The 20,548-nt window shown below is 71.0% G+C and carries 18 protein-coding genes; 8 read left to right on the forward strand and 10 right to left on the reverse strand.

Features of this window, described 5'->3' with window-relative positions; translation table 11 throughout:
* Window positions 1–36: 36 nt before the first annotated feature.
* Both STROP_RS12755 and STROP_RS12760 read left to right on the forward strand, forming a co-directional pair.
* Window positions 37–1,023 carry a LacI family DNA-binding transcriptional regulator gene (locus tag STROP_RS12755; RefSeq protein ID WP_012013760.1) on the forward strand — a complete coding sequence of 329 codons (987 nt, stop codon included), beginning with the start codon at window positions 37–39 and terminating at the stop codon, window positions 1,021–1,023.
* 135 nt (window positions 1,024–1,158) lie between these two features.
* Window positions 1,159–1,797 (forward strand): CatB-related O-acetyltransferase, encoded by a 639-nt coding sequence (locus STROP_RS12760; protein ID WP_012013761.1) that lies wholly within the window; start codon window positions 1,159–1,161, stop codon window positions 1,795–1,797.
* Window positions 1,798–1,891: 94 nt separating this feature from the next.
* Here the strand turns inward: STROP_RS12760 and STROP_RS12765 are convergent, their stop codons facing one another.
* Complete coding sequence (locus tag STROP_RS12765; RefSeq protein WP_012013762.1) at window positions 1,892–3,106, reverse strand: MFS transporter; 1,215 nt, start codon at window positions 3,104–3,106, stop codon at window positions 1,892–1,894.
* A 273-nt stretch (window positions 3,107–3,379) separates the two neighbouring features.
* On the opposite strand from STROP_RS12765, the gene STROP_RS12770 reads away from it, so the two are divergent.
* Window positions 3,380–4,312 (forward strand): hypothetical protein, encoded by a 933-nt coding sequence (locus STROP_RS12770; RefSeq protein ID WP_012013763.1) that lies wholly within the window; start codon window positions 3,380–3,382, stop codon window positions 4,310–4,312.
* Between the two features lie 24 nt (window positions 4,313–4,336).
* Here the strand turns inward: STROP_RS12770 and STROP_RS12775 are convergent, their stop codons facing one another.
* Window positions 4,337–5,959: an ABC transporter permease gene (locus tag STROP_RS12775; protein WP_012013764.1), complete on the reverse strand. Its 1,623-nt coding sequence runs from the start codon at window positions 5,957–5,959 to the stop codon at window positions 4,337–4,339.
* Window positions 5,956–6,882: an ABC transporter ATP-binding protein gene (locus STROP_RS12780; protein ID WP_012013765.1), complete on the reverse strand. Its 927-nt coding sequence runs from the start codon at window positions 6,880–6,882 to the stop codon at window positions 5,956–5,958. Before STROP_RS12780 ends, STROP_RS12775 begins: the two co-directional genes overlap by 4 nt.
* Window positions 6,883–7,240: 358 nt before the next feature.
* Here STROP_RS12780 and STROP_RS12785 point away from each other — a divergent pair, with 358 nt between their 5' ends.
* Entirely contained in the window at window positions 7,241–9,022 is a 1,782-nt protein-coding gene (locus tag STROP_RS12785) for an N-acetylglutaminylglutamine amidotransferase (RefSeq protein ID WP_080516636.1), read from the forward strand.
* 44 nt (window positions 9,023–9,066) lie between these two features.
* On the opposite strand, the gene STROP_RS12790 is transcribed toward STROP_RS12785, so the two are convergent.
* Both STROP_RS12790 and STROP_RS12795 read right to left on the reverse strand, forming a co-directional pair.
* Complete coding sequence (locus STROP_RS12790) at window positions 9,067–10,203, reverse strand: carboxylate-amine ligase (RefSeq protein WP_012013767.1); 1,137 nt, start codon at window positions 10,201–10,203, stop codon at window positions 9,067–9,069.
* A gap of 119 nt (window positions 10,204–10,322) precedes the next feature.
* The gene (locus STROP_RS12795) at window positions 10,323–10,745 is read right to left on the reverse strand and encodes a Fur family transcriptional regulator (RefSeq protein ID WP_026274862.1); all 423 of its coding nucleotides are present in this window, start codon (window positions 10,743–10,745) and stop codon (window positions 10,323–10,325) included.
* Window positions 10,746–10,941: 196 nt separating this feature from the next.
* Between STROP_RS12795 and STROP_RS12800 the strand changes: the two genes are divergently transcribed.
* Genes STROP_RS12800 through STROP_RS12815 form a run of 4 tightly spaced genes read left to right on the forward strand, consistent with a single transcriptional unit; the run spans window position 10,942 to window position 14,037 of the window.
* Window positions 10,942–11,367, forward strand: a complete 426-nt coding sequence (locus tag STROP_RS12800) for a TOBE domain-containing protein (RefSeq protein WP_012013769.1) — start codon at window positions 10,942–10,944, stop codon at window positions 11,365–11,367.
* Window positions 11,364–12,131: a molybdate ABC transporter substrate-binding protein gene (gene modA / locus STROP_RS12805; protein WP_012013770.1), complete on the forward strand. Its 768-nt coding sequence runs from the start codon at window positions 11,364–11,366 to the stop codon at window positions 12,129–12,131. The genes STROP_RS12800 and modA overlap by 4 nt, the downstream gene beginning before the upstream one ends.
* On the forward strand, window positions 12,128–12,976 hold the full coding sequence (locus tag STROP_RS12810) for an ABC transporter permease (protein ID WP_012013771.1): 849 nt from the start codon (window positions 12,128–12,130) through the stop codon (window positions 12,974–12,976). The genes modA and STROP_RS12810 overlap by 4 nt, the downstream gene beginning before the upstream one ends.
* The gene (locus STROP_RS12815) at window positions 12,973–14,037 is read left to right on the forward strand and encodes an ABC transporter ATP-binding protein (protein WP_012013772.1); all 1,065 of its coding nucleotides are present in this window, start codon (window positions 12,973–12,975) and stop codon (window positions 14,035–14,037) included. Before STROP_RS12810 ends, STROP_RS12815 begins: the two co-directional genes overlap by 4 nt.
* A 44-nt stretch (window positions 14,038–14,081) precedes the next feature.
* Here STROP_RS12815 and STROP_RS12820 read toward each other — a convergent pair whose 3' ends face one another.
* The 5 genes from STROP_RS12820 to STROP_RS12840 all read right to left on the reverse strand — a co-directional run bounded on the left by STROP_RS12820 (window position 14,082) and on the right by STROP_RS12840 (window position 20,524).
* Window positions 14,082–15,872 carry an IucA/IucC family protein gene (locus tag STROP_RS12820; RefSeq protein ID WP_012013773.1) on the reverse strand — a complete coding sequence of 597 codons (1,791 nt, stop codon included), beginning with the start codon at window positions 15,870–15,872 and terminating at the stop codon, window positions 14,082–14,084.
* Window positions 15,869–16,435 carry a GNAT family N-acetyltransferase gene (locus STROP_RS12825; RefSeq protein WP_012013774.1) on the reverse strand — a complete coding sequence of 189 codons (567 nt, stop codon included), beginning with the start codon at window positions 16,433–16,435 and terminating at the stop codon, window positions 15,869–15,871. The genes STROP_RS12820 and STROP_RS12825 overlap by 4 nt, the downstream gene beginning before the upstream one ends.
* On the reverse strand, window positions 16,432–17,718 hold the full coding sequence (locus STROP_RS12830) for a lysine N(6)-hydroxylase/L-ornithine N(5)-oxygenase family protein (RefSeq protein ID WP_012013775.1): 1,287 nt from the start codon (window positions 17,716–17,718) through the stop codon (window positions 16,432–16,434). Before STROP_RS12830 ends, STROP_RS12825 begins: the two co-directional genes overlap by 4 nt.
* Before the next feature lie 34 nt (window positions 17,719–17,752).
* Window positions 17,753–19,357: a pyridoxal phosphate-dependent decarboxylase family protein gene (locus tag STROP_RS12835; RefSeq protein ID WP_012013776.1), complete on the reverse strand. Its 1,605-nt coding sequence runs from the start codon at window positions 19,355–19,357 to the stop codon at window positions 17,753–17,755.
* 135 nt (window positions 19,358–19,492) lie between these two features.
* Window positions 19,493–20,524 carry an ABC transporter substrate-binding protein gene (locus STROP_RS12840; protein WP_012013777.1) on the reverse strand — a complete coding sequence of 344 codons (1,032 nt, stop codon included), beginning with the start codon at window positions 20,522–20,524 and terminating at the stop codon, window positions 19,493–19,495.
* Window positions 20,525–20,548 lie beyond the last annotated feature (24 nt).

Here is a 20,548-nt window from a genome sequence, read left to right on the forward strand (position 1 = left end):
ACACGTCGCCCCGGCGACGGGAAACGGGGGACCTCAATGCCGGCACCGCAGCGCGCGCCGACTCTGGAGGATGTGGCTCGGGCGGCCGAGGTCTCCCGCGCCACCGCCTCCCGAGTGCTCGCCAACAACGGGTACGCCGCGGCCCGCACCCGCGACCGGGTCACCGCCGCCGCCGACCGGCTCGGCTACGTGCCGGACCCGGCCGCCCGCGCCCTGGTCCGCGGCACCGGGGTCCAGCTGGTCACGGTGGTCCACGGCACCTCGCCACGGGCACTCGAGGACCCGTACGTTGACCAGGTTGTCGGCGCCGCCGCCCGGGTGTGCGCCCCGCACGGCGTCGGCGTGGCCCTGCACTGGCTGCCGACCCGCGACCTGGCCCAGTTGCGCCGGCTCGCCGAGCAGCGTGGGGTGAGCGGGCTGATCCTGGTCAACACCACCCCCTCGGTCCTGGCGGCCGTGCCACCGACCCTGCGTGGCCGGGTCGCCTCTCTCGGCGTCGGCTCCCCCCTGGTGGCCTCCTTCGACATCGACAACGGCGGCGGCACCACGGCGCTGGTGGAGCACCTCTACACGACGGGCCGCCGCCGTATCGCCATGATCAGTGGTTCTCGCTGGTTGCCCTGCGCCGGCCGCTCGGTGCGCGCCTACCGGGCCGTGCTGCGGGCGGCGGGGCTGCCGCCCCGACTGGTCCGAGGTGACTTCACCGCCGACCGGGGACGTGCCGCAGCCCGGGAGGTTCTGGCCCGCTGGCCGGACACCGACGCCATCGTCGGTGCCAGCGACGTGACCTCGTTCGGCGTGATCAACGGGCTCCTTCGGGATGGCGTCCAGGTCCCCGGGGACATCGCGGTGACCGGCTTCGACGACACCCCACTGGCCGCGATGACCAACCCCTCGCTCACCACGTCCACCCACCCGGTGGCCGGAATCGCGACAGCTGCGGTGACCGCCGTACTCAACGGCGACGCGGTCCTACCGCCAACGCTCTTTCCGTCCCGCCCGGTGCACCGGATGAGCGGCTGACCGCCGGTGACGGTCCAACACCAGGTCCGGCACCAACCCGAATACCCCGGGCGCCACGTCGCCACATGAGCGCAGTGACAGCCCCCGGAGGGGCTCTACGGGCCGATTCAACCTCCGCCCCGGAAGGAGTTTGCAATGACGGGCGTTCCAACCGATCCGAGCACCCTGCATCCGATGCCCGAACGGCCACGTGTGGTGCTGTTGAAGCCACTGGTAGCCTCGCCACTGATCGAAGTTGGGGAATTCACCTACTACGACGACCCGGACGATCCGACCGCTTTCGAGGTTCGCAACGTTCTCTATCACTTCGGGCCGGAGCGGCTGATAATCGGAAAGTTCTGCGCGTTGGCCGAGGGCGTACGGTTCATCATGAACGGCGCCAATCACCGCATGGACGGGCCCTCGACCTTCCCGTTTCCGATTATGGGTGGCTCCTGGAGCGAACACTTCGATCTCATCACCAACCTGCCCGGGCGGGGTGACACGGTGGTTGGTAACGACGTGTGGTTCGGCTACCACACCATGATTATGCCTGGTGTTCACATCGGCAGCGGGGCGATCATTGCTGCTGGATCTGTGGTCGTCGACGATGTCCCCGCATATAGCATCGTCGGCGGCAACCCGGCCAGGGTGATCCGCCGCCGCTTCCCCGAAGAAGACGTTGCCCGCCTGATGGCGGTTGCCTGGTGGGACTGGCCGCTGCAACACATCACCGATCACATCCGCACGATCATGTCCGGCAGTATTGACGCCCTGGAGACCGTGGCGCCATAAAGCTGATGAATCTGTCCACCCTCACCGGACCAACCGTCAGGCTGAAGCCTCCCCGCCAGCTCGGAACCCTGCCACGGCGACGACGGTTCGGTAATCATTCATGGTGTCCACGAGGAGGGCGGGTGGCGGGCACCAACGCGACCGACAACAGCAGCACAATCGGTACCACCAGCAGGGCGTGCAGCGTCCCGATCCGTTCCCCGATCAGGCCGAGTAGGGGCGGGTCGGCGAGGAACGCGGTGTACCCGATCGCGGCGACCACGCTGACCCTGACCGGGGCGCGCTCCTCCTCGTCGGCCGCTGCGCTCATCCCCACCGGAAAGCTGAGGGAGCCGCCGAGGCCCCACAGCGCCACGCCGACGGCCGCCACCGGCTCGGAGTCAGCTAGTACCGCCACACTCACGCCGACCACCGCAAGCAGAATCGCACCCCCGAGTACCGGCACCCGCCCCCACCGGTCCAAGGCAAGGGTGCCGGCGGTCCGGCCAATGGTCATCCCGACCACGAACATCCCGAACACCGCGGCTCCAGCGGCCTCGCTGACCCCGTACCCGTCAACGAACGCAATCGCGATCCAGTCGGTGGCGCTCCCCTCACTAAACGCTGCGACCAGCACAAACAGGCCAATCAGCAGGGTCCGTGGCTCCCGCCAGGCCGCCAACAACGCCCGGCGGCGGGTCGCCCGGGACACCTTGCTGGCGACCGAGGTCGTCTGGGCAGCCGGCAGGAACCCCCGCGCGCCGAACACCATGCCGACCAGCACCGCACCGCCGACCAGCGGCAGGTGCACAGCCACCGCCAGCCCCACCTCGGCGGCCACCGCACCAAGACCCGCCCCCGCCACCGAACCCAGACTCCACGCCGCGTGAAACCGAGGCATCACCGCGCGACCGAGCCGCCGCTCAACGGCAGCACCCTCGATGTTCATCGCGACATCACAGGTACCGGTGCCGTAGCCGAAGACAAACAACCCCACCGCCACCCCGGGCGGCCAGCTGGCCGCGCTCGCGCAGACACCGGCTACCAGCAGGCCGACGGAGAGGGTCAGCGCCGCCACCATCACCGTCCGGGCAGTGCCGAGGCGTTGGACGACCAGACCGGCGACGGGCATCGCCACCACCGCACCGACCGACATCGCGAGCAACAGCAGCCCGAGCCGGCTCGCGGAGAGGTCAAGCACCTCCCGGACCCCCGGCACCCGGGCAAACCAGGAACCGATAACGAAACCGTTGAGGGCAAACACCACCACGACACCGGTACGGGCAGCCAGCGCCGACCGCGCGGCGGCCGGGGCCACGACGCTGCTCACGACGGGATCCTCTCGCTCGAGGAGTGGTGCTGGGGCCGGGCCGCACGAGCACACCCCCGAGTAACATTCTCAACGCATACCGAATATCCCGCGTCGGCTCACGCGCTGTCCGCCGAGCGCCAATCGGCACGCCGTGCCGCTGCCGCCCCCATGGCCCGATCCTTGTTAACGTGAGTACGCGGCGACGCCGCCTGCCGGCACTCCCCCTCGTACCTGGCACCGACCGCACCACCCTTCGGCCCGGCGGACCGGTTGACGGACGAGGGAGACGACATGGCCGACGGCCCGCCGGCGGAGACGCCCCCGCCGGCCGTACCCCCCGATCCGAAGCAGCACCCGGAGGCCGCGCCGGACGCCGGGCGGTCTGGCCGCTGGGCCCGGCCGGTGCGGGCGTGTCGACGGGGCGCGGCACGGCTGGCAGCCGTAGCGCGGCGACGGGCCGCCCGGCTGACACCAACGGCCCGACGACTGGCCGCCCGGCTGACACCGGCCACCCGACGACTGTGGCGGTGGCTGCTCACCGTGGCCCGTACCGTCGACACGGCCGCGAAGCAGGGGCCGGCCCCGCCCCCACCGCAGGACCCGATCGAGCGGCGTGAGCCGGCCGGGCCGATCACCGTCTTCGCCCGAGGCTACGTCTTCACCTTCACCATCCGCGCCGACCTCACCTGGCGGTCGCAGGGACTGCGACCGGACCAGCTGGCCTGGTACGCCCACTACTTCCTGCCACCGGTGACCCAGCGGCTGACCGGCATCGCCGCCGATCTCGCCCGAAGCGTCGCACCCCACCGGGCCGGCGAGCTGGAAGCGCAGCTTCAGCGGAAGCTCGCCCAGCAGGAACCGTGGTCGTTCGAGCGCGGCGGTCAGACGGTCACCTGCCGTCCGGAGGCCTGGGTGCAGCTCGACGAGCGAGTCCGCCAAACCCTCCAGCCCTACTGGGAACGCGTGATCGCGCTGGACTGCCGGCACGAGGAGCTGCTACGCCGTGCCCGCTACGCCGAACAGCTCAACCGACGCTGGTCGGCGATCCTCGCCGACCTGCCCGACGCCGATGTCCCGGAAACGGTCCGCGACGGGCTCACCCGCGCCCGGGAGCGGACCCTCTCCGAGCAGCGGGCCGCCGCCCGGTGGAGCGGTGAACTGCTACGCCAACGTCACACCGGCCCGGAGGCCGAAACGGAGCCGGAGCCAGAAGTATCCGGCTAACGCCCGGACCCGACCGGCGGCGGCTCAGCTGGGGACGTCGCGGCGGCGGAAGCCGACCAGCCCGGCGCCGAACAGCACACCGGCCACGGCGGTGAGCAGCACAAGCGGCAACACGGTCACCTCGACCGCCGGCACCGACGGCACATGGGTGTACGGCGAGAGGTTGAGCACCACCTGCGGCAGGTCGAGCACCGCGCCGAGCTGACCCATGAGCAAGAACCCAATCAGCACCGCCCAGGACAGCGGCACCGACCACCGCGGGGTCAGCCCGATCAGCGCGGTCACCAAGCTCGCCACCACCAGCAACGCCGGTAGCTGCAGCAGCCCGGCCCCGCCCAGGTGACGTGCCTGCCCGACCGGATCGCCGGCCGCGAGTCCGTAGCCGAGGCCGGTCGCGATCCCGGCCAGCAGCACGAGGACCGCCGCACCCAGGACCGTGCCCACCACCTGGGTCGCCAGCCAACGAACTCGGCTCACCGCGGTCGCGAGCACCGCCTCCAGAACACCGTCCGACTCGTCGGCGCGGGTCCGCAGCAATGCCTGCACCACGTACGCGCCGATGGCCAACGCGAACAGCCCCAGCATCGCGGCGAGGAACGCGTCGACCAGGTCGTCGGCCCCGCCCCCCATTTCGGCGATCAGGTCGGCGGCGGTCGGATTCTCGGCGATCACGTCCTTGACCTCGTCCGCGGCGAAGCCCATCGAGATCCCGAGGATCACCACCGCCACCGACCAGCCGACCAGGGAGCCGCGGTGCAGCCGCCAGAACAGTCCGGCCGGGCTGAGCATGCCGGCGGCGGCACGGGCCGGCCCCCGCGGGGCGCTGAACAGCCCGGCCCCGAGGTCCCGCCTACCGGCAAGACCGAACGCGGCCAGCGTGGCGCCGACCAGCAACACGACCGGCAGGCCCAGGACCCACCACCGCTCAGCATCGAACGCGCGTACCTGAGTGCCCCAGCCAAGCGGGGAGAGCCAGGACGGCCATGCGCTCACCAGTTGCAGGCCGTCCCGTTCGCCGAGAACATCTCCGGCAGCGCGGAGCAGGAACGCCACCCCCACGGTGGCGGCCGCGAGCGCGTTCGCACCTCGGGAGGTCACCGTGAGCTGGGCGGCGACGGCGGCGACGGCGGTGAAGGCGACGCCGACCCCACCGATCGCCCCGCCGGCAGCAAGGGACCCGGCCAGCGGCAGACCGGCGGCCGCGAAGGCCAGCCCGAGGAGTAGGCCGGCGGCCACGTTCGCCCCGACGACAACAAGCAACGCGGCGGTGAGCAACGCGTGCCGACCGACGACGGCCGCACCGAGCAGCTCCGCCCGGCCGGTCTCCTCGTTCTGCCGGGTGTGCCGGACGACGGCGAACGTGCTGACCAGGGCGGCGAGCAGGGCTAACGTCAGGTATGCCTCGACAATGACGATCGAGCCCAGGTCGGCGTTGAAGATCGGCCCGTTGAAGGCGCGCGCCACCACGCTGGTGAGTGCGGTCTCGGCATAGCCGAGGCGAGCGGCCTCGTCGGGGTAGAACTCGATGACGCTACCGGCGAGGGCGTACCCGAGCAGCGGCGTACCGAGCACCCAGGCCCCGAGTTTGATCCGGTCACGGCGCAGAACGAGCCGGGCCAGTCGGCCGGTGCCGGTGACTGCGCTCACTGGGCCCGCTCCGCCCCGCTGTCGGCGGCGGCCGGGCCGTCGTCGGCCCCGTCGTAGTGCCGCAGGAACAGTTCCTCCACGGTGGGCGGTGCGCTCATCAACGCCCGGACCTCGAAGCGGATCAGGTGGGCGAGCAGCGCGTCGAGGTGCTCCGGCTCAACCTCCAACCGGACCCGGCCGTCAACGGCCCGGACCTCGTGCACGCCGGGCAGCTCCGCGACTCCGGTCAGCGGACGCACCGTCTCGACGGTGACCGTGGTGCGGGCGAGGTGCCGCAGATCGCTCAGGGAACCGGACTCGACGGTACGGCCGGCGCGGATGATGCTGACCCGGTCGCAGAGCGCCTCCACCTCGGCGAGCACGTGACTGGAAAGCAGCACCGTGGCGCCGTTGCCGGTGAGCCGCCGTACCTCTTCCTGGAACACCGCCTCCATCAGCGGGTCGAGCCCGGAGGTGGGTTCGTCGAGCACGTACAGCTCAACGTCGGAGGCGAAGGCGGCGACGATCGCGACCTTCTGCCGGTTGCCCTTGGAGTAGGCCCGGCACTTCTTGGTCGGATCGAGGTCGAAGCGTTCCAGCAGCTCGTCCCGACGACGGTGGTTCAGGCCACCGCGCAGCGCTCCGAACAGGTCGATCGCCTCCCCGCCGGAGAGGTTGGGCCACAGGTTCACGTCGCCCGGCACGTAGGCGAGTCGGCGGTGCAGCGCCACCGCGTCGCGCCACGGGTCACCATCGAGCAGCCGGACATTGCCGGCGTCACTGCGCAGCAGCCCGAGCAGGACGCGGATGGTGGTGGACTTTCCGGAGCCGTTGGGCCCGAGGAAGCCGTGCACCTCCCCCGCCTCCACCTGTAGGTCGAGCCCGTCAAGCGCGCGGACCGAACCGAATCTCTTCACCAGTCCGTCGATTGCGATAACGGGCATGTGACCTCCTGCTGCCGTCAGTTCGCGCCGGTCGCGCGCGTCGAGTCCCACCTGATGAACAGGTCGATACCACCCTAGGGGTCCCGCGCAACGCCAAACCGGTCTCGGGTTCGTCCTCGAGACCTGGTCCGACCATGGAGCGCTGGTCGCCGGCTCGGCCACGACGCCGATGCTGGCCCCACCCGGGCTGGGTTTGAGCGACCCGACCAGCGGGTACCCGGCGCACCCGTCCGCGGGACGGGGCCCGGGCCACGCCCGGTGGCCAGGTGAGACGGTGCGACGGGACGGTGGCCATGGGATCGACGCTCATCCGCCGGACCGCCCGGACCGCCGGACAGCGGCCGGAAGGGCACTGAGCGTGTGCGGCATCAGCGGGGAAGCACGTTTCGACGGGTCGAGGCCGGACACCGACGCGGTGATCCGGATGAGCCAGGCGATGGAGTCCCGCGGCCCGGACGACACCGGCCACTGGACGGACGGCTGGGTAGCCCTCGGGCATCGCCGGCTCACCATCATCGACCTCTCCGACGCCGGCGCGCAGCCAATGGTGCGCGAGGACCTCGGACTAGCACTGGTCTTCAACGGGTGTATCTACAACTACCCGCAGTTGCGCGAGGAGCTCCGAACCGCCGGGCACACCTTCCGCTCCACCAGTGACACCGAGGTCATCCTGGTGGCGTACGCCGAGTGGGGGGAGGCCTTCGTCGACCACCTGGTCGGCATGTTCGCAATCGGGCTGGTCGACCGGACCCGCCGGCGGCTGGTACTGGCCCGCGACCGGCTCGGCATCAAGCCGCTCTACCTGGCTGAGTCCCACGGCCGGCTGCGCTTCGCCTCAACCCTGCCCGCGCTACTGCACGGCGGCGACGTGGACACCGACATCGACCCGGTTGCCCTGCACCACTACCTCTCCTGGCATTCGATCGTGCCGGCGCCACGGACCGTGCTGCGCGGCGTCCGGAAGCTGCCCCCGGCGACGCTGCGGGTGGTCGAGGCAGACGGGCGCAGCCGCGAACACGTCTACTGGCAGCCGGAGTACGCGCGCGACCCCGCGCACGCCGGCCGGGATGCCCGGGACTGGCAAGCAGCGGTCGGAGACGCCCTGCGCACAGCGGTACGCCGGCGGCTGGTGGCGGACGTCCCGGTCGGGGTTCTGCTCTCCGGTGGCCTGGACTCTAGTCTCATCGTGGCCCTGCTCGCCGAGGCGGGCCAACACCACCTGCAAACGTTCAGCATCGGATTCGACGGCCGGGGCGACGAGGCCGGCGACGAGTTCCACTACTCCGACCAGGTGGCCCGTGCCTTCGGCACCGACCACCGGCGGATCCAGCTCGCCGACAACGACCTCCTGCCGGCCGTACGGGCCACGGTCGCCGCGATGACCGAGCCGATGGGCAGCCACGACGTGGTGGCCTTCCACCTGCTGAGCGAACAGGTGGCCAAGCACGTCAAGGTGGCCCAGTCAGGGCAGGGCGCCGACGAGGTGTTCGCCGGGTACGGCTACCACCAGCCGCTAGCGGTGGTGCCCCGGGACGGTGCGGCGGAGGTGTTCGCCGGGGCCTTCTTCGACCGCGACCACGCCGAGCTGTCCCGGGTTGTTGGTCCGGCGTACGCCCATGACCGGGATGTCAGCCGGGAACTGCTCGTCGCCGAGTTGGCCGTGCCCGGTGCGGAGACCGCACTGGACGCGGTGCTGCGCCTGGACACCCACCGGATGCTCCCCGACGACCCGGTCAAGCGGGTGGACAGCATGTCCATGGCGTGGGGGCTGGAGGTTCGCACCCCCTTTCTGGACCAGGACCTGGTTGCACTCGCCGCGGCCTGTCCGCCCGAGCACAAGGTGGCGCAGGGCGGTAAGGGAGTGCTCAAGGAGATCGCCCGGGAGGTGCTACCGGCCGAGGTGATCGACCGGCCGAAGGGGTACTTTCCGGTGCCGGCGCTGCGCAACGTCTCCGGACGGGTGCGGGACCTGGTGCTCGACGCGCTGCGGGCACCAGCCGCCCAGGAGCGGGGGCTGTTTCAGCCCGAGTACGTCGACGAACTACTCGCCGACCCCGCGGTGACGCAGGCCGCGGCCGGCAGCAACAAGCTGTGGCAGCTCGGACTGCTGGAGCTGTGGCTTCAGACGCACCATCGGTAGGGCAGCGGGACGCACCATCGGTTAGGCAGGTGGCGCTGCCCAGCTCACGCCGGGACGGGGCGGGTCTGTGCGGCCAGGTGGGCCAACACGGCGCGGACATCGCAGCCGGTCCGCTCCAGGATCCGGCGCTGCCGTGCGGCGCCGGTGCCCTCGTCCCGGAGCCGAGCTAGCTGGTCGAGCACGTACGCCCGGTCGCCCTGGCGTTCCAGGGCGGGCGCGACGAGGGCGAACAACTCGTCCACCAGATCCCATGCCGGCCGGGCGTGCCCGGTACGCAGATCAACGAGGTCACCGTCGAGCCCGTCGTGGGCAGCTCGCCAGTGGGCAGCGGAGACCAGGCAGCCACGGATCCGGGTCGCGCGGGCACCGTCACGCACATCTGCGGCGAGGGTCGCGACGAGGGCTCGCACCAGCGCGGCCACCAGCACCGTGTCGTCAACGGTGGGACAGACGTCGCCAACCCGAATCTCGACTGTGGGAAACGCGGCGGAGGGCCGGACATACCAGTAGACCATCCCGGCGTCGAGCATGATCCCCGCCTTGATCAGATCCGCCACCGTGGCGTCGTAGTCGGCGGCCGAGTCGAAGTACGGGGTGGGTCCGATACTCGGCCAACGCTCCAGCTGCATCGCCCGCCAGCTCGCGTGTCCGGTGTCCTGGCCGTCGTGCAGCGGCGAGTTGGCGGTGATGGCCTGCACGACCGGCAACCACGGGCGCAGGTGATTGCAGACCTGGACCGCCAGTTCCCGGTCCGGCAGGCCGACGTGCACGTGGCAGCCGCAGACCGCCGGGTCGTGCGCGACCGGTCCGAACCGCCGGGACATCGCGTGGTAACGGGGTTCGTCCGGTACGGTCCGGTGCGTCTCGTTCACCGGCGTCGCTCCCACCGCGACGAGGTGGGCACCCGCGGACTCGGCCGCCTCGGCGGCGGCGGTGCGCAACGCCACCAGGTGCCGCCGTAGTTCCGCCAGGTCGGATACGACTGGCGTGACCATCTCGACCATGCTGTGTCGAAACTCCCGCCGGCTCTGTTCGTAGGCGGTGCCGGACAACCCGTCGAGCACCCGAGCCGCAACCGGCATGCTCTCCCCGGTATCGGAGTCCAACAGCAGAAACTCCTCCTCGACCCCGAGGGTGAGGGTGTCCAGGTCAGGAGGGTCGGTGGCCGGACGGTACGTCATAGCGATCGGCGTCCGTTCGTCGGGCGGCGCGCGAGACGCCGCGTTGCCGGGGTGCCGCGGAGACGATTTCCCGGCCGACGGGGCGGGAAACGCCCCGGCTGGTGGCAGCCGTCAGAGGTTCAGGACGCGGCGCAGGCAGCGCAGTTGCCGAAGATCTCCAGAGTGTGCCCGACATCGGTGAAGCCGTGCTCGGCCGCCACCTGGTTGGCCCACCGTTCGACCGCCGGGCCGGCCACCTCCACGGTCCGCCCGCAGGACCGGCAGACCAGGTGGTGGTGGTGACGGCTCTGGCTGCACTGGCGGAAGAGCTGTTCGCCCCCGGGCAGCCGGGTGGAGTCGATCTCACCGGCTTCGACCAGGAGTTGGAGGGTCCGGTAGACGGTGGTCAGGCCCACCCGGGCGTCGCGGTCGCAGAGCATCCGGTGCAGTTGCTGCGCCGTGTGGAACCCGTCAACCTCCCCGAGCAGCGCGAGCACCTCGGCACGCTGCCGGGTGTTCCGGGTTGCCTTCGAAATCGTCTGCGGCACCGTACTCCCTACCATCTCGCGTGTGTTGATCGCCGGATGCTGCTCCGGCATACCACCATTATGCGCCGTCGGGTCGGAGCCGGCCCACGGCGTCCCACCACAGCACCGGAGCCAGGCTTTGCGATTGCAAGAGGATATGACTCCAGGCCCTTGCAATTGCCGGAGTTGAGTAGGGGCAAAAGCTCTCGGATGCAGACGGTAGGGTGACCGGGTGACAAGGTTCCGAATCGGGGAGGCGGCCGAGCTGCTCGGGGTGAGCGCCGACACCGTCCGCCGCTGGATCGACGCCGGACGCATTCGAGCCGAGCGTGACGAGCACGGACACCGCGCCGTGGACGGGGTTGATCTGGCGGCGTTCGCCCGCGCGCAGGCGGCCGAGCGCGACGAGCGGTCCGACGCCTCGTCGGCCCGCAACCGACTCCGCGGCATCGTCGTCGGCGTCGTCCGGGACACCGTGATGGCCCAGGTCGACATCCAGGCCGGCCCGTTCCGAGTCGTCTCCCTGATGAGCCGGGAGGCCGTCGACGAGTTGGACCTGCGGGTCGGCTCGCTGGCCGTCGCCGTGATCAAGTCGACGAACGTGCTAGTCGAACGGGCCACGCCCCCGGCCGGCACCCGGGGAAGGCCGGCATCGTGAAGGCGGGCACCTCGATCGCGGCCGGCGCCGTCGCGCTGGTCCTGGCCGGCTGCGGCGCCCCGGGCGGCGAAGCCGGCGGCGGTGGCGTGACCGGCCCGGTGACCGTCTTCGCCGCCGCGTCACTCGCCGCGACGTTCGACCGGATCGGGCGCGACTTCGAGGCAGCCCACCCGGGTAGCACCGTCGTGTTCAACTTCGCCGGCAGCTCCGCCCTCGCCACCCAGATCACCGCAGGGGCCCCGGCAGATGTCTTCGCCTCGGCCGCCCCGCAGCACCTGGCCGCCGTCACCACAGCCGACGGCGCGGCCGACACCCCGGCCGTCTTCGTCCGTAATCAGCTCGTCATCGCGGTCGCCGCCGGCAACCCCGCAGGCGTGCGGAGCCTGGGTGACCTGACCCGGCCTGGGCTCAAGGTGGCGCTCTGCGCCGAGCAGGTGCCCTGTGGGTCAGCGGCCCTCAGGGCGCTCGACACCGCCGGAGTCGCGCTGACCCCGGTCACTCTGGAGGCGGACGTTCGGGGGGCCCTGGCCAAGGTCCGGCTGGGTGAGGTGGACGCCGCCCTCGTCTACCGCACCGATACCCGGGCCGCCGCGCCGGACGTGGCGGCCGTGGAGTTCCCCGAGTCCGCCCAGGCCGTCAACGACTACCCGATCGCCGTGTTGGCCGACGCGCCGAACCCGACCGCGGCCCACGCCTTCGTGGCCCACGTCCGGTCCGCCCAGTCGCGGGCGGTGCTCACCGAGGCCGGGTTCCAGGCGCCATGACGCTCCTCGAACGTCCGGTCCGCCGGCCGACGAGCTCCCGCCGACCGCGTGGCGCCCGTCGGCGGGGCGGAGGCGTTCCGGTCGCTTTGCTGCTGCCGGCGCTACTCGGTCTGGCGTTTCTGACCCTGCCGTTGATCGGTCTGCTGGCCCGCACCCCGTGGAGTACCCTGCCGCAGCGGCTCGCCGAGCCCGGGGTGCTCGCCGCGCTGCGGCTGTCGCTGCTCACCGCGACCCTGGCGACCCTGTTCTGCCTGCTGCTCGGCGTGCCGCTGGCGTGGCTGCTCGCCCGGGTGGAATTCCCCGGCCGGCGTCTGGTGCGCGCCCTGGTCACCGTGCCCCTGGTGCTCCCACCGGTGGTGGGTGGGGTGGCCCTGCTGCTGGTCTTCGGTCGGCGCGGGCTGATCGGCGGCTGGCTCGACCAGACCTTCGGGATCACCCTGCCGTTCAGCACCACCGGCGTGGTGTTCGCCGAGGCGTTTGTGGCGATGCCGTTCCTGGTCATCGCCGTAGAAGGGGCGCTACGGGGTGCCGACCGCCGCTACGAGGAGGCCGCGGCCACCCTCGGCGCCGGACGGTGGACCACGTTCACGCACGTCACCGTGCCGCTGGTCGGCCCAGGCCTGGCCGCCGGGGCGGTGCTGTGCTGGGCCCGCGCGCTGGGCGAGTTCGGTGCCACGATCACCTTCGCCGGCAACTACCCGGGCCGGACCCAGACCATGCCGCTCGCGGTCTACCTGGCGCTGGAGACCGATGTCGAGGCCGCGATCGTACTCAGCCTGATCCTGCTCGTCGTCTCGGTCATGATCCTGGCGGGGTTGCGCGACCGGTGGATCAGCACACCGTGACCGGGTACCTGCTGGACGCGCGTCTCGCGGTGAAGCGGGGCGACTTCCGGCTGGACGTACCGCTGCGGGTCACCGCCGGTGAGGTCGTGGCGCTGCTGGGCCCAAACGGCGCCGGCAAGACGACAGCCCTGCGGGCGCTTGCCGGCCTGCAGCCCCTGACCTCCGGCCACATCACGGTGGCGGGCAGCGACCTGGACCGACCCGTCCGGCGCACCTTCGTCCCCGCCGAACACCGTTCGGTCGGCGTGGTCTTCCAGGACTACCTGCTCTTCCCACATCTGAGTGCGCTCGACAACGTGGCCTTCGGCCCGCGCCGGCACGGCGTCAACCGACGAACGGCCCGGCGAAGCGCCGGCGACTGGCTGGCCCGGGTGGGGCTGACCGAGCACGCTCGCCGGCGACCTGGGCAGCTCTCCGGCGGGCAGGCACAGCGGGTGGCACTGGCCCGGGCGCTCGCGGTGCGGCCGGCCGTGCTGCTGCTCGACGAGCCGCTCGCCGCCCTGGACGCCCGTACCCGCCTGGATACCCGCGTCGAGCTGCACCGGCACCTGGCCGCCCACCCCGGTGCCACCGTGCTGGTCACGCACGACCCCCTCGATGCGCTGGTGCTGGCCGACCGGCTGGTGATCGTGGAGGAGGGCCGGGTCGTCCAGGAGGGGGATGCGGCCACCGTCACCGCCCGGCCCCGTACCGACTACGTCGCCCAGTTGGTCGGGCTCAACCTGCACCGAGGCCGGGCCGACAACAACCGCATCCAGGTCGCCGACGGGCTCCTGCTCACCGTCCCGGAGCACCTCGCCGGGGACGCCTTCGTCGCGTTCCGCCCCTCGGCGGTGGTGCTGCACGACGGCCAGCCCGCCGGTAGCCCACCCAACACCTGGCCAGCCACGGTCGCCGGGGTGCAGCGCCACGGTGACAACCTACGGGTGCAGTTGGACGGTCCGATCCGAGTGGCGGCCGACGTGCCGCCCACGACGGCGGCGACCCTGCGCCTGGTACCAGGCCAACGGGTGTGGGCCGCGGTCGGGGTGGCGGAGACGCGCGCCTACCCAGCGAGGTAGCGGACGCGCCTACCCGACTGGGTAGGCGCGTCCGGGCCGGACCGTCAGGTCCCGGGGCGGTACGGGGCGAGCGGGTTGGCCAGCGTCCCCACGAGTTGCAGCGCCCCCGCCGGGTCGGCGAGGTCGACCATCTGCTGGTTGTCGCGCAGCTGGAGCCGGTTGAGGCAGGAGAGCGCGAACTCGGGCGCGAAGAGGTCGTACCGGCGGGCCCGCTCGGCCAGGTGCGGCACCCGGTCCAGGTAGCCCGCGGCAGATTCGGCGACCGTCTGCCAGAAAGTTTCCTCTGGGCACACCCCCGCCTCGACCAACACGGCGTTGAGATGCCGGAGGAAGCAGTCGATGACGTCGGTGAAGATCGACAGTAGTCGCATCTGTTCCGGTACGTCCGCTCGAATCCGCTCCACTGCCGGGGGCAGCGGCGCATCGGCGCTCATCACCACGATTTCCTCGGCGATGTCCTTGAAGATCACCCGCTCGACCACGCCCTCGTGCAGGACCAGGATGACGTTTTCGCCGTGCGGCATGAACGCGAGGTCGTGCGCGTAGAAGGCGTGCAGCAGTGGCACCAGATAGGCGTCGAGATAGCGGCGAAGCCAGGCCGCCGGGGTGAGCCCCGAGGCGGCGATCAGCGCCGCGGTGTGGGACCGGCCCTCCGGGTCGACGTGCAGGAGCGAGGCCATGGTGGCCAGCCGCCGGCCCGGCTCCAACCCCTGCGCCGGGCTCTCCCGCCACAGCGCCGCCAGCATCTTGCGGTACGGGGAGTAACGATCCGTGGCCGCCTCGTACTGCCGATGCCGGTAGCCGACGGCAGCCCGCTCGCGCAGGATGGTCAGCCCGGTGCTGCGGAACACCTCGTCGCCGTCGATCAGGTTGGCGAGCCAGTCGTTGATGGCCGGGGTGGCCGCCATGTAGGCGGCCGACAGGCCCCGCATGAAGCCCATGTTCAGCACCGACAGCGCGGTCTTCACATAGTGCCGGCTGGGTTCGGTGAGGTTGAAGAAGGTCCGGATGGACTGCTGGGCCCGGTAGTCGTCCGGCCCCTCACCGAGGCAGACCAGGTGTCGGCGGGCCACCTCCCCGGCGAAGGTGACCGACAGCTTGTGCCACCACTGCCACGGATGCACCGGGATCAGGTGATGGTCGGCAAGGTCCAGGCCGAGCCCGGCCAGGGTGGCAGCGAACCGGGCCCGGGTCTGCTCATCCAACTCGGTACGGATCAGCGTGTCGTAGTCCAGCTCCGCTGAGCAGCTGAAGGTCGAGTGGTCGCGGTGCGCAGCGAGCCAGATCAGCCGCACGGGCGCGGCGGCCTCCGGCGCGTACCGGTGGTACTCGTCGGAGCTGAACCCGAGCCGGCCGTTGTTCGCCACAAAGCAGGGGTGCCCCTCGGTCATCGCCGACTCCACGGTCTGGAAGTCGGCGGCGACCAGCTTCTCCGCCGCCGGCCCACCCCGGGCGAGCTTGTACGCGCTCCCGGCGAGGGTGGCGGTGATCTCTTCCAGGTAGACCGGCAGGACCCGGTCGGAGAGGCCGAGTGCGCCGCGCAGTTCCAGGCAGAAGTCGCCGGCATCAACTGGCAGCTGCCCGGACTCCCCGTGTCGGGTGATGCTGTCCGGGTCGATCTGCCAGTGGTCGAGGGCGAGCAGCCGGGCGGTGAAGCGGTACTCGACCGTGCCGTCGTCGCTGCGGACGGTGTAGCGGCCCGGCTCGGCCGGCAACGGCTCCGGGGTGAGCAGCCGTTCGTGGGCGAATTCGGCGAGGGCCTTGCGCACCAGCAGCCGGTTGGCCTGCTCCCAACGCGCCGGGGTGAGGTGCGTGACGGCGTCGCCGGGGGTCATGCGGGCGCTCCTTGGGTGGCGGCGCGGAAGGCCGCGCGGGTGCAGATGCTCAGTAGGGCGGTCTTCGCCGGTAGCTCCACCGGGCCGACGACCTGGAAACCCATGGCGGCGTTCAGGGCGTGGACAGCGGTGTTGCGGACGTCTGGCTCGACCACGACCCGCCCGGTGGCGGGGTCGGCGAAGAGCCAGTCCAGCACCGTCGTGATGACGGCATGGGTGAATCCGTGCACGGGCGATTCGGTGGGAGCACAGAGGAAGTGCATGCCGACATCGCCGGGGCGGACGTCGTACCGGCCCACGAGTTCCACGTGGGCCGGGTCGTAGCGTTCGGCGAGGAAGACCGGTTCCCCCTCGTGCCACCCGAGGTACGCCTCGTGGTGCGGGTGGTCGGCGATGCGCCGGTACTCGGCGGCGACCTGCGCCACGTCGGCGTCCTGCATCAGCCAGAAGGCCGCCTTCGGATGCGTGACCCAGCGGTGCAGCAGCGGGGCGTCACCGTCCGGGTCGAGAGCGCGCAGGGTGAAATCACCCAGGCGCGGGTCCCGGCGGGTGTGCACGGTCACGAATCCACCGCCGCCGGAGCCCCGAACTCCTGGAAGGTGACGCTCTTCTCCACCGGGTAGTACTCACGGCCGAGCATCTCCCGGATGAGGTACGAGTTCCGGTACGGCCCCATGCCCAGGTCAGGTGAGGTGACGCTGTGCGTGTGGGTACCACCGTTCTGCAGGAACACCTCCTGTCCGGTGTGGTCGACGCTGTAGTTACGGGCGACGTCGAGCCGGCCGTGGGCGTCCCAGCGGAGCCGGTCTCGGATCCCGTCGGCGAACGCCGGCACCTGGAACCGGTAGCCGGTGGCCAGCACCAGGCCCTCGGTGTCGAGGGTGAAGTCCCTGCCCTGCTCGTGGTGGCGCAGACCCAACGTGTACGTGCCGGCATCGTGGGCGGCGCTGACCAGCTCGGTGTTGGTGAGCAGCCGAGTACGGACCGGGCCATCGGTGCTACGCGCGTACAACAGGTCGAAGATGCTGTTGATGAGGTCGGAGTTGATCCCCTTGAGTAGACCCTTCTGCTCTCCCTCAAGCCGGTAGCGGGTCTCCTCCGGCAACCCGTGGAAGTAGTCCACGTAGTCCGGTGACGTCATCTCCAGCGTCAACTTGGTGTACTCGAGCGGGAAGAACCGGGGCGACCGCGTCACCCAGGTGAGCTGATAGCCGTAGGTGTCGATATCCGTCAACAGTTCGTAGTAGATCTCGGCGGCACTCTGTCCACTACCGACGATCGTGATGCTCCGCTTGCTCCGCAGCGCGTCGCGGTGCTCGAGGTAGCGAGAGTTGTGAATCGCATCCCCACCGAGGCCCTGACAGACGGCGGGCAGCTCCGGCGGGGTGCCGGTGCCGAGCACCAGGCGCCGAGCCCGGTGGGTGACCGGACCGTCGGCGGTCTCCGCGGTCACCACGTACTCACCGTCGGCCTCGTCGTACTCCACCGTGGTGACGGTGTGCCCGAAGCGCAGGTTCGACAGCCGGGCCGCCGCCCACCGGCAGTACGCGTCGTACTCCACCCGCAGCGGGAAGAAGCTCTCCCGGATGTAGAAGGGGTAGAGCCGTCCGGTCTCCTTCAGGTAGTTGACGAAGGAGTACGGCGAGGTGGGGTCGGCGAAGGTCACCAGGTCGGCGAGGAACGGCGTCTGTAGTCGGGTGGACTCCAGCAGCATGCCGGGGTGCCAGGAGACATCGGCGCGGGCCTCCAGGAAGAGCCCGTCCAGCTCGGAGATCGGCTCGGTCAGGCAGGCCAGTCCCAGGTTGTACGGGCCGAGTCCGATCGCGATGAAGTCGTGGGTGGTCATGTGGTTCTCCAGACGCGCGGGGTGCGGGCGGTGGTCAGGCGACCGAGCAGGACAGGTCGGCGGGGCGGTCACTTTGCTCGGAGGCGTGGTCGTGCGCGTACCGGCCGGCGTGTTCGGCGATCAGGTCCAGCACGAGGGTCACGTCGGCGCTCGTGGTCGCGGGATTGAGCAGGGTGAACTTGAGGTGCGCCCGGCCGTCGACCATGGTGCCGGCCACCATGGCGGCACCGGAGGCGGTGAGTTGGGCGCGGGCGTGCCGGTTGGCCTCGTCGGCCAGTTCGGCGTCGGTGCCGGCGGGGCACCAGCGGAAGACGACGGTGCTCAGCGGTGAGCGGGCGGCCACCTCGAAGCGGGGGTCGGCGTCGGCGAGGGCCCAGGCGTCGACGGCGCGGAGGCAGACCTCGTCGAAGAGCGCGCCGATCGCGTCCGGTCCCATCACCCGCAGGGTCAACCACAACTTCAGCGCGTCGAACCGGCGGGTGGTCTGCAGACTCTTGTCCACCTGGTTCGGGATGCGCTCGGCGACCGCCCGGGCCGGGTTGAGGTAGTCGGCGTGGTAGGTGGCGTGCCGCAGTACCTGGCGGTCCCGGACCAGCAGCGCACTGGAGCTGACCGGTTGGAAGAAGGACTTGTGGTAGTCGACGGTCACCGAGTCGGCCTGCTCGATGCCGTCGAGCAGGTGCCGGCGGGTCGGCGAGACCAGCAGGCCGCAGCCGTACGCGGCGTCGACGTGCAGCCAGACGCCCGCGGCGGCGCAGCGCCCGACGAGCTCCGGCAGCGGGTCGATGGTGCCGAAATCGGTGGTACCGGCGGTGGCGACCACCGCCATCACCGGCAGGTCGGCCCGCTGGCAACGCTCCAGTTCCCGGTCCAGCGCCTGCGGGCACATCCGCCGGGCCGCGTCGGTCTCGACGGTGATCACCGCGTCCGGCGCGAGTCCGAGCAGTTTCGCGGCCTTCTGGACGCTGAAGTGCCCGGCGGAGGAGGTGAGGATCCGCAGCCGGGGCAGCAGCGCGGCACGGGCGTCGGCATCGACGGCGTGGGCGACGGCCTCCTCCCGGGCCAGCAGCAGGGCGTGCAGGTTGGACTGGGTTCCACCGCTGGTGAAGATCCCGTCGGCGGTCGGTCCGAGACCGATGCGGGTGGCCGTCCACTCGATCAACCGGCGCTCGATGAAGGTGGCGCCAGCGCTCTGGTCCCAGGTGTCCAGCGACGGATTGACCGCGGTGAGCATCGCCTCGCCAAGCAGCGCGGGGATTGCCACCGGGCAGTTGAGGTGGGCCAGGGAGCGGGGGTGGTGAAACCAGACCGCGTCGCGTAGCCACAGCTCGTCCAACTCGTTCAGGGCGGTGATGTGGTCGCCGAGCGGCCGGTCGAGCTCGATGCCGCCGACGAGCGGGGCCAACTCGTCCGGGGTGACTCCGGTGAAGGGTCGATCGACCGCGGCGACGCGACGGGCCACCCGCTCCACCCCGTCGACGAGCGACTGTCGGTAGTGGTCGACCGAGCCGTTGGCGAGCAGGTACGCCTGGGCAGCGTCGACAACAGCACCCGGTGACGTGGGCTTGACATCGGAGGGGGCCGAGGTGGGCGCCCCGTCGAGTGGTACGGCGTCAACGGGGTCTGCGGACGGATTCATACGCGATCCTCATGTTCGTGGCGTCCGGATGCGGGCAGCCGCCACCGTCCGCCGTGCGTGCTGCGCTGACGGCGGTTGCGGTACGTAGGGTCGGGCGGGTCCCGGCCGGCGACGTCTCCGGCCGGGACGCGACGGTCAGCTGACCTTCTTCGCACCCTTGATCGCGGTGGCCAGGTTCTCCAGCAGCGGAGCGGCGCCGGCGTACGAGAAGCGGGGCACGGAGTCCCAGGCGGTGATCTGGTTGGCCGCCACGGCCGGTAGCTGCGCCCAGGTCGGCCTGGCGGCGAGGTCGTCGGCTTGCAGCGCGGTGCCGCGGTTGTCGAGCAGAATCAGATCGGCCGGGAACTTGCCGGCGTTTTCCCAGCTGAGTGCCTCGAAGTAGTCGCCCGCCTCCAGCTTGGTGGGCACCACGAGGTCGACGCCGAGCTCGGCGAAGTACATCAGGTCGGTGCTGACCTGCGGGTTGGAGACATAGAACAGGTCGGGGCTGCCGGAGCAGGCCATCACCTTGATTCCCGGATTGGCCTTGACAGCTTCACGGACCGACTCCGCAGCGGCTTCGAAGCGGGCCTTCGCCTCGGTGACCGCCGACGCGGACAGGTCCGCGCCGAGGGACTCGGCGAGCTGCGCGTATCGTTCGATGGGCTGGGTCATGGGCACCCGGGCGGTGGTGATCGCCGCGACCGGGGCGAGGGGGACGATCTTGTCCTTGCTCTCGTCCGGCACGTACCAAAGCGCATCAGGGTCGTACATGTGGGTGACCAGCAGTTCGGGCCGCAGGCCGACGTACTTCTCCAGGTTGAACTCACCCCAGGTGTTGCCGAGGATCTCAACGCTCTCCACGTTCAGCTCCCCGGCCTGCGGCTCCTTGCTGCCGTCGGCGCGGACGGTCTCGCCGAACACACCGACGATCTGCTCGTTGACGCCGAAGTCGACCAGCGCCGCGGCCACCCCGGTGAAGGCGACGACGCGGGCGGGGCGGGCGTCGGCGGAGAGCTTCTCGCCCCGGTCGTCGACAAAGGACCAGGGGCCGGAATCGGTGCTGGCAGCGGGCGTGTCGGTGTCCTCGCTGCCGCAGCCGGCGAGGAGGGCGGCCAGGCTGACACCGCCGGCGGCGGCGAGCAGGCCACGACGGGAGAGTCGGCGGGCAGGCGCGGGGTGCGACATGTGAGATCTTTCGGTCGGGGGTCG

Source organism: Salinispora tropica CNB-440, assembly GCF_000016425.1.
Classification (GTDB): Bacteria; Actinomycetota; Actinomycetes; order Mycobacteriales; family Micromonosporaceae; genus Micromonospora; species Micromonospora tropica.

Excerpts from the sequence above, each read along its gene's own strand:
- STROP_RS12780 (WP_012013765.1), bottom strand. The coding sequence starts at position 6,882 with ATGCCCGTTATCGCAATCGACGGACTGGTGAAGAGATTCGGTTCGGTC.
- STROP_RS12820 (WP_012013773.1), bottom strand. The coding sequence starts at position 15,872 with ATGACCCCCGGCGACGCCGTCACGCACCTCACCCCGGCGCGTTGGGAG.
- STROP_RS12755 (WP_012013760.1), top strand. The coding sequence starts at position 37 with ATGCCGGCACCGCAGCGCGCGCCGACTCTGGAGGATGTGGCTCGGGCG.
- STROP_RS12795 (WP_026274862.1), bottom strand. The coding sequence starts at position 10,745 with ATGGTAGGGAGTACGGTGCCGCAGACGATTTCGAAGGCAACCCGGAAC.
- STROP_RS12835 (WP_012013776.1), bottom strand. The coding sequence starts at position 19,357 with ATGAATCCGTCCGCAGACCCCGTTGACGCCGTACCACTCGACGGGGCG.
- STROP_RS12810 (WP_012013771.1), top strand. The coding sequence starts at position 12,128 with ATGACGCTCCTCGAACGTCCGGTCCGCCGGCCGACGAGCTCCCGCCGA.
- STROP_RS12770 (WP_012013763.1), top strand. The coding sequence starts at position 3,380 with ATGGCCGACGGCCCGCCGGCGGAGACGCCCCCGCCGGCCGTACCCCCC.
- STROP_RS12840 (WP_012013777.1), bottom strand. The coding sequence starts at position 20,524 with ATGTCGCACCCCGCGCCTGCCCGCCGACTCTCCCGTCGTGGCCTGCTC.
- STROP_RS12790 (WP_012013767.1), bottom strand. The coding sequence starts at position 10,203 with ATGACGTACCGTCCGGCCACCGACCCTCCTGACCTGGACACCCTCACC.
- STROP_RS12760 (WP_012013761.1), top strand. The coding sequence starts at position 1,159 with ATGACGGGCGTTCCAACCGATCCGAGCACCCTGCATCCGATGCCCGAA.
- STROP_RS12830 (WP_012013775.1), bottom strand. The coding sequence starts at position 17,718 with ATGACCACCCACGACTTCATCGCGATCGGACTCGGCCCGTACAACCTG.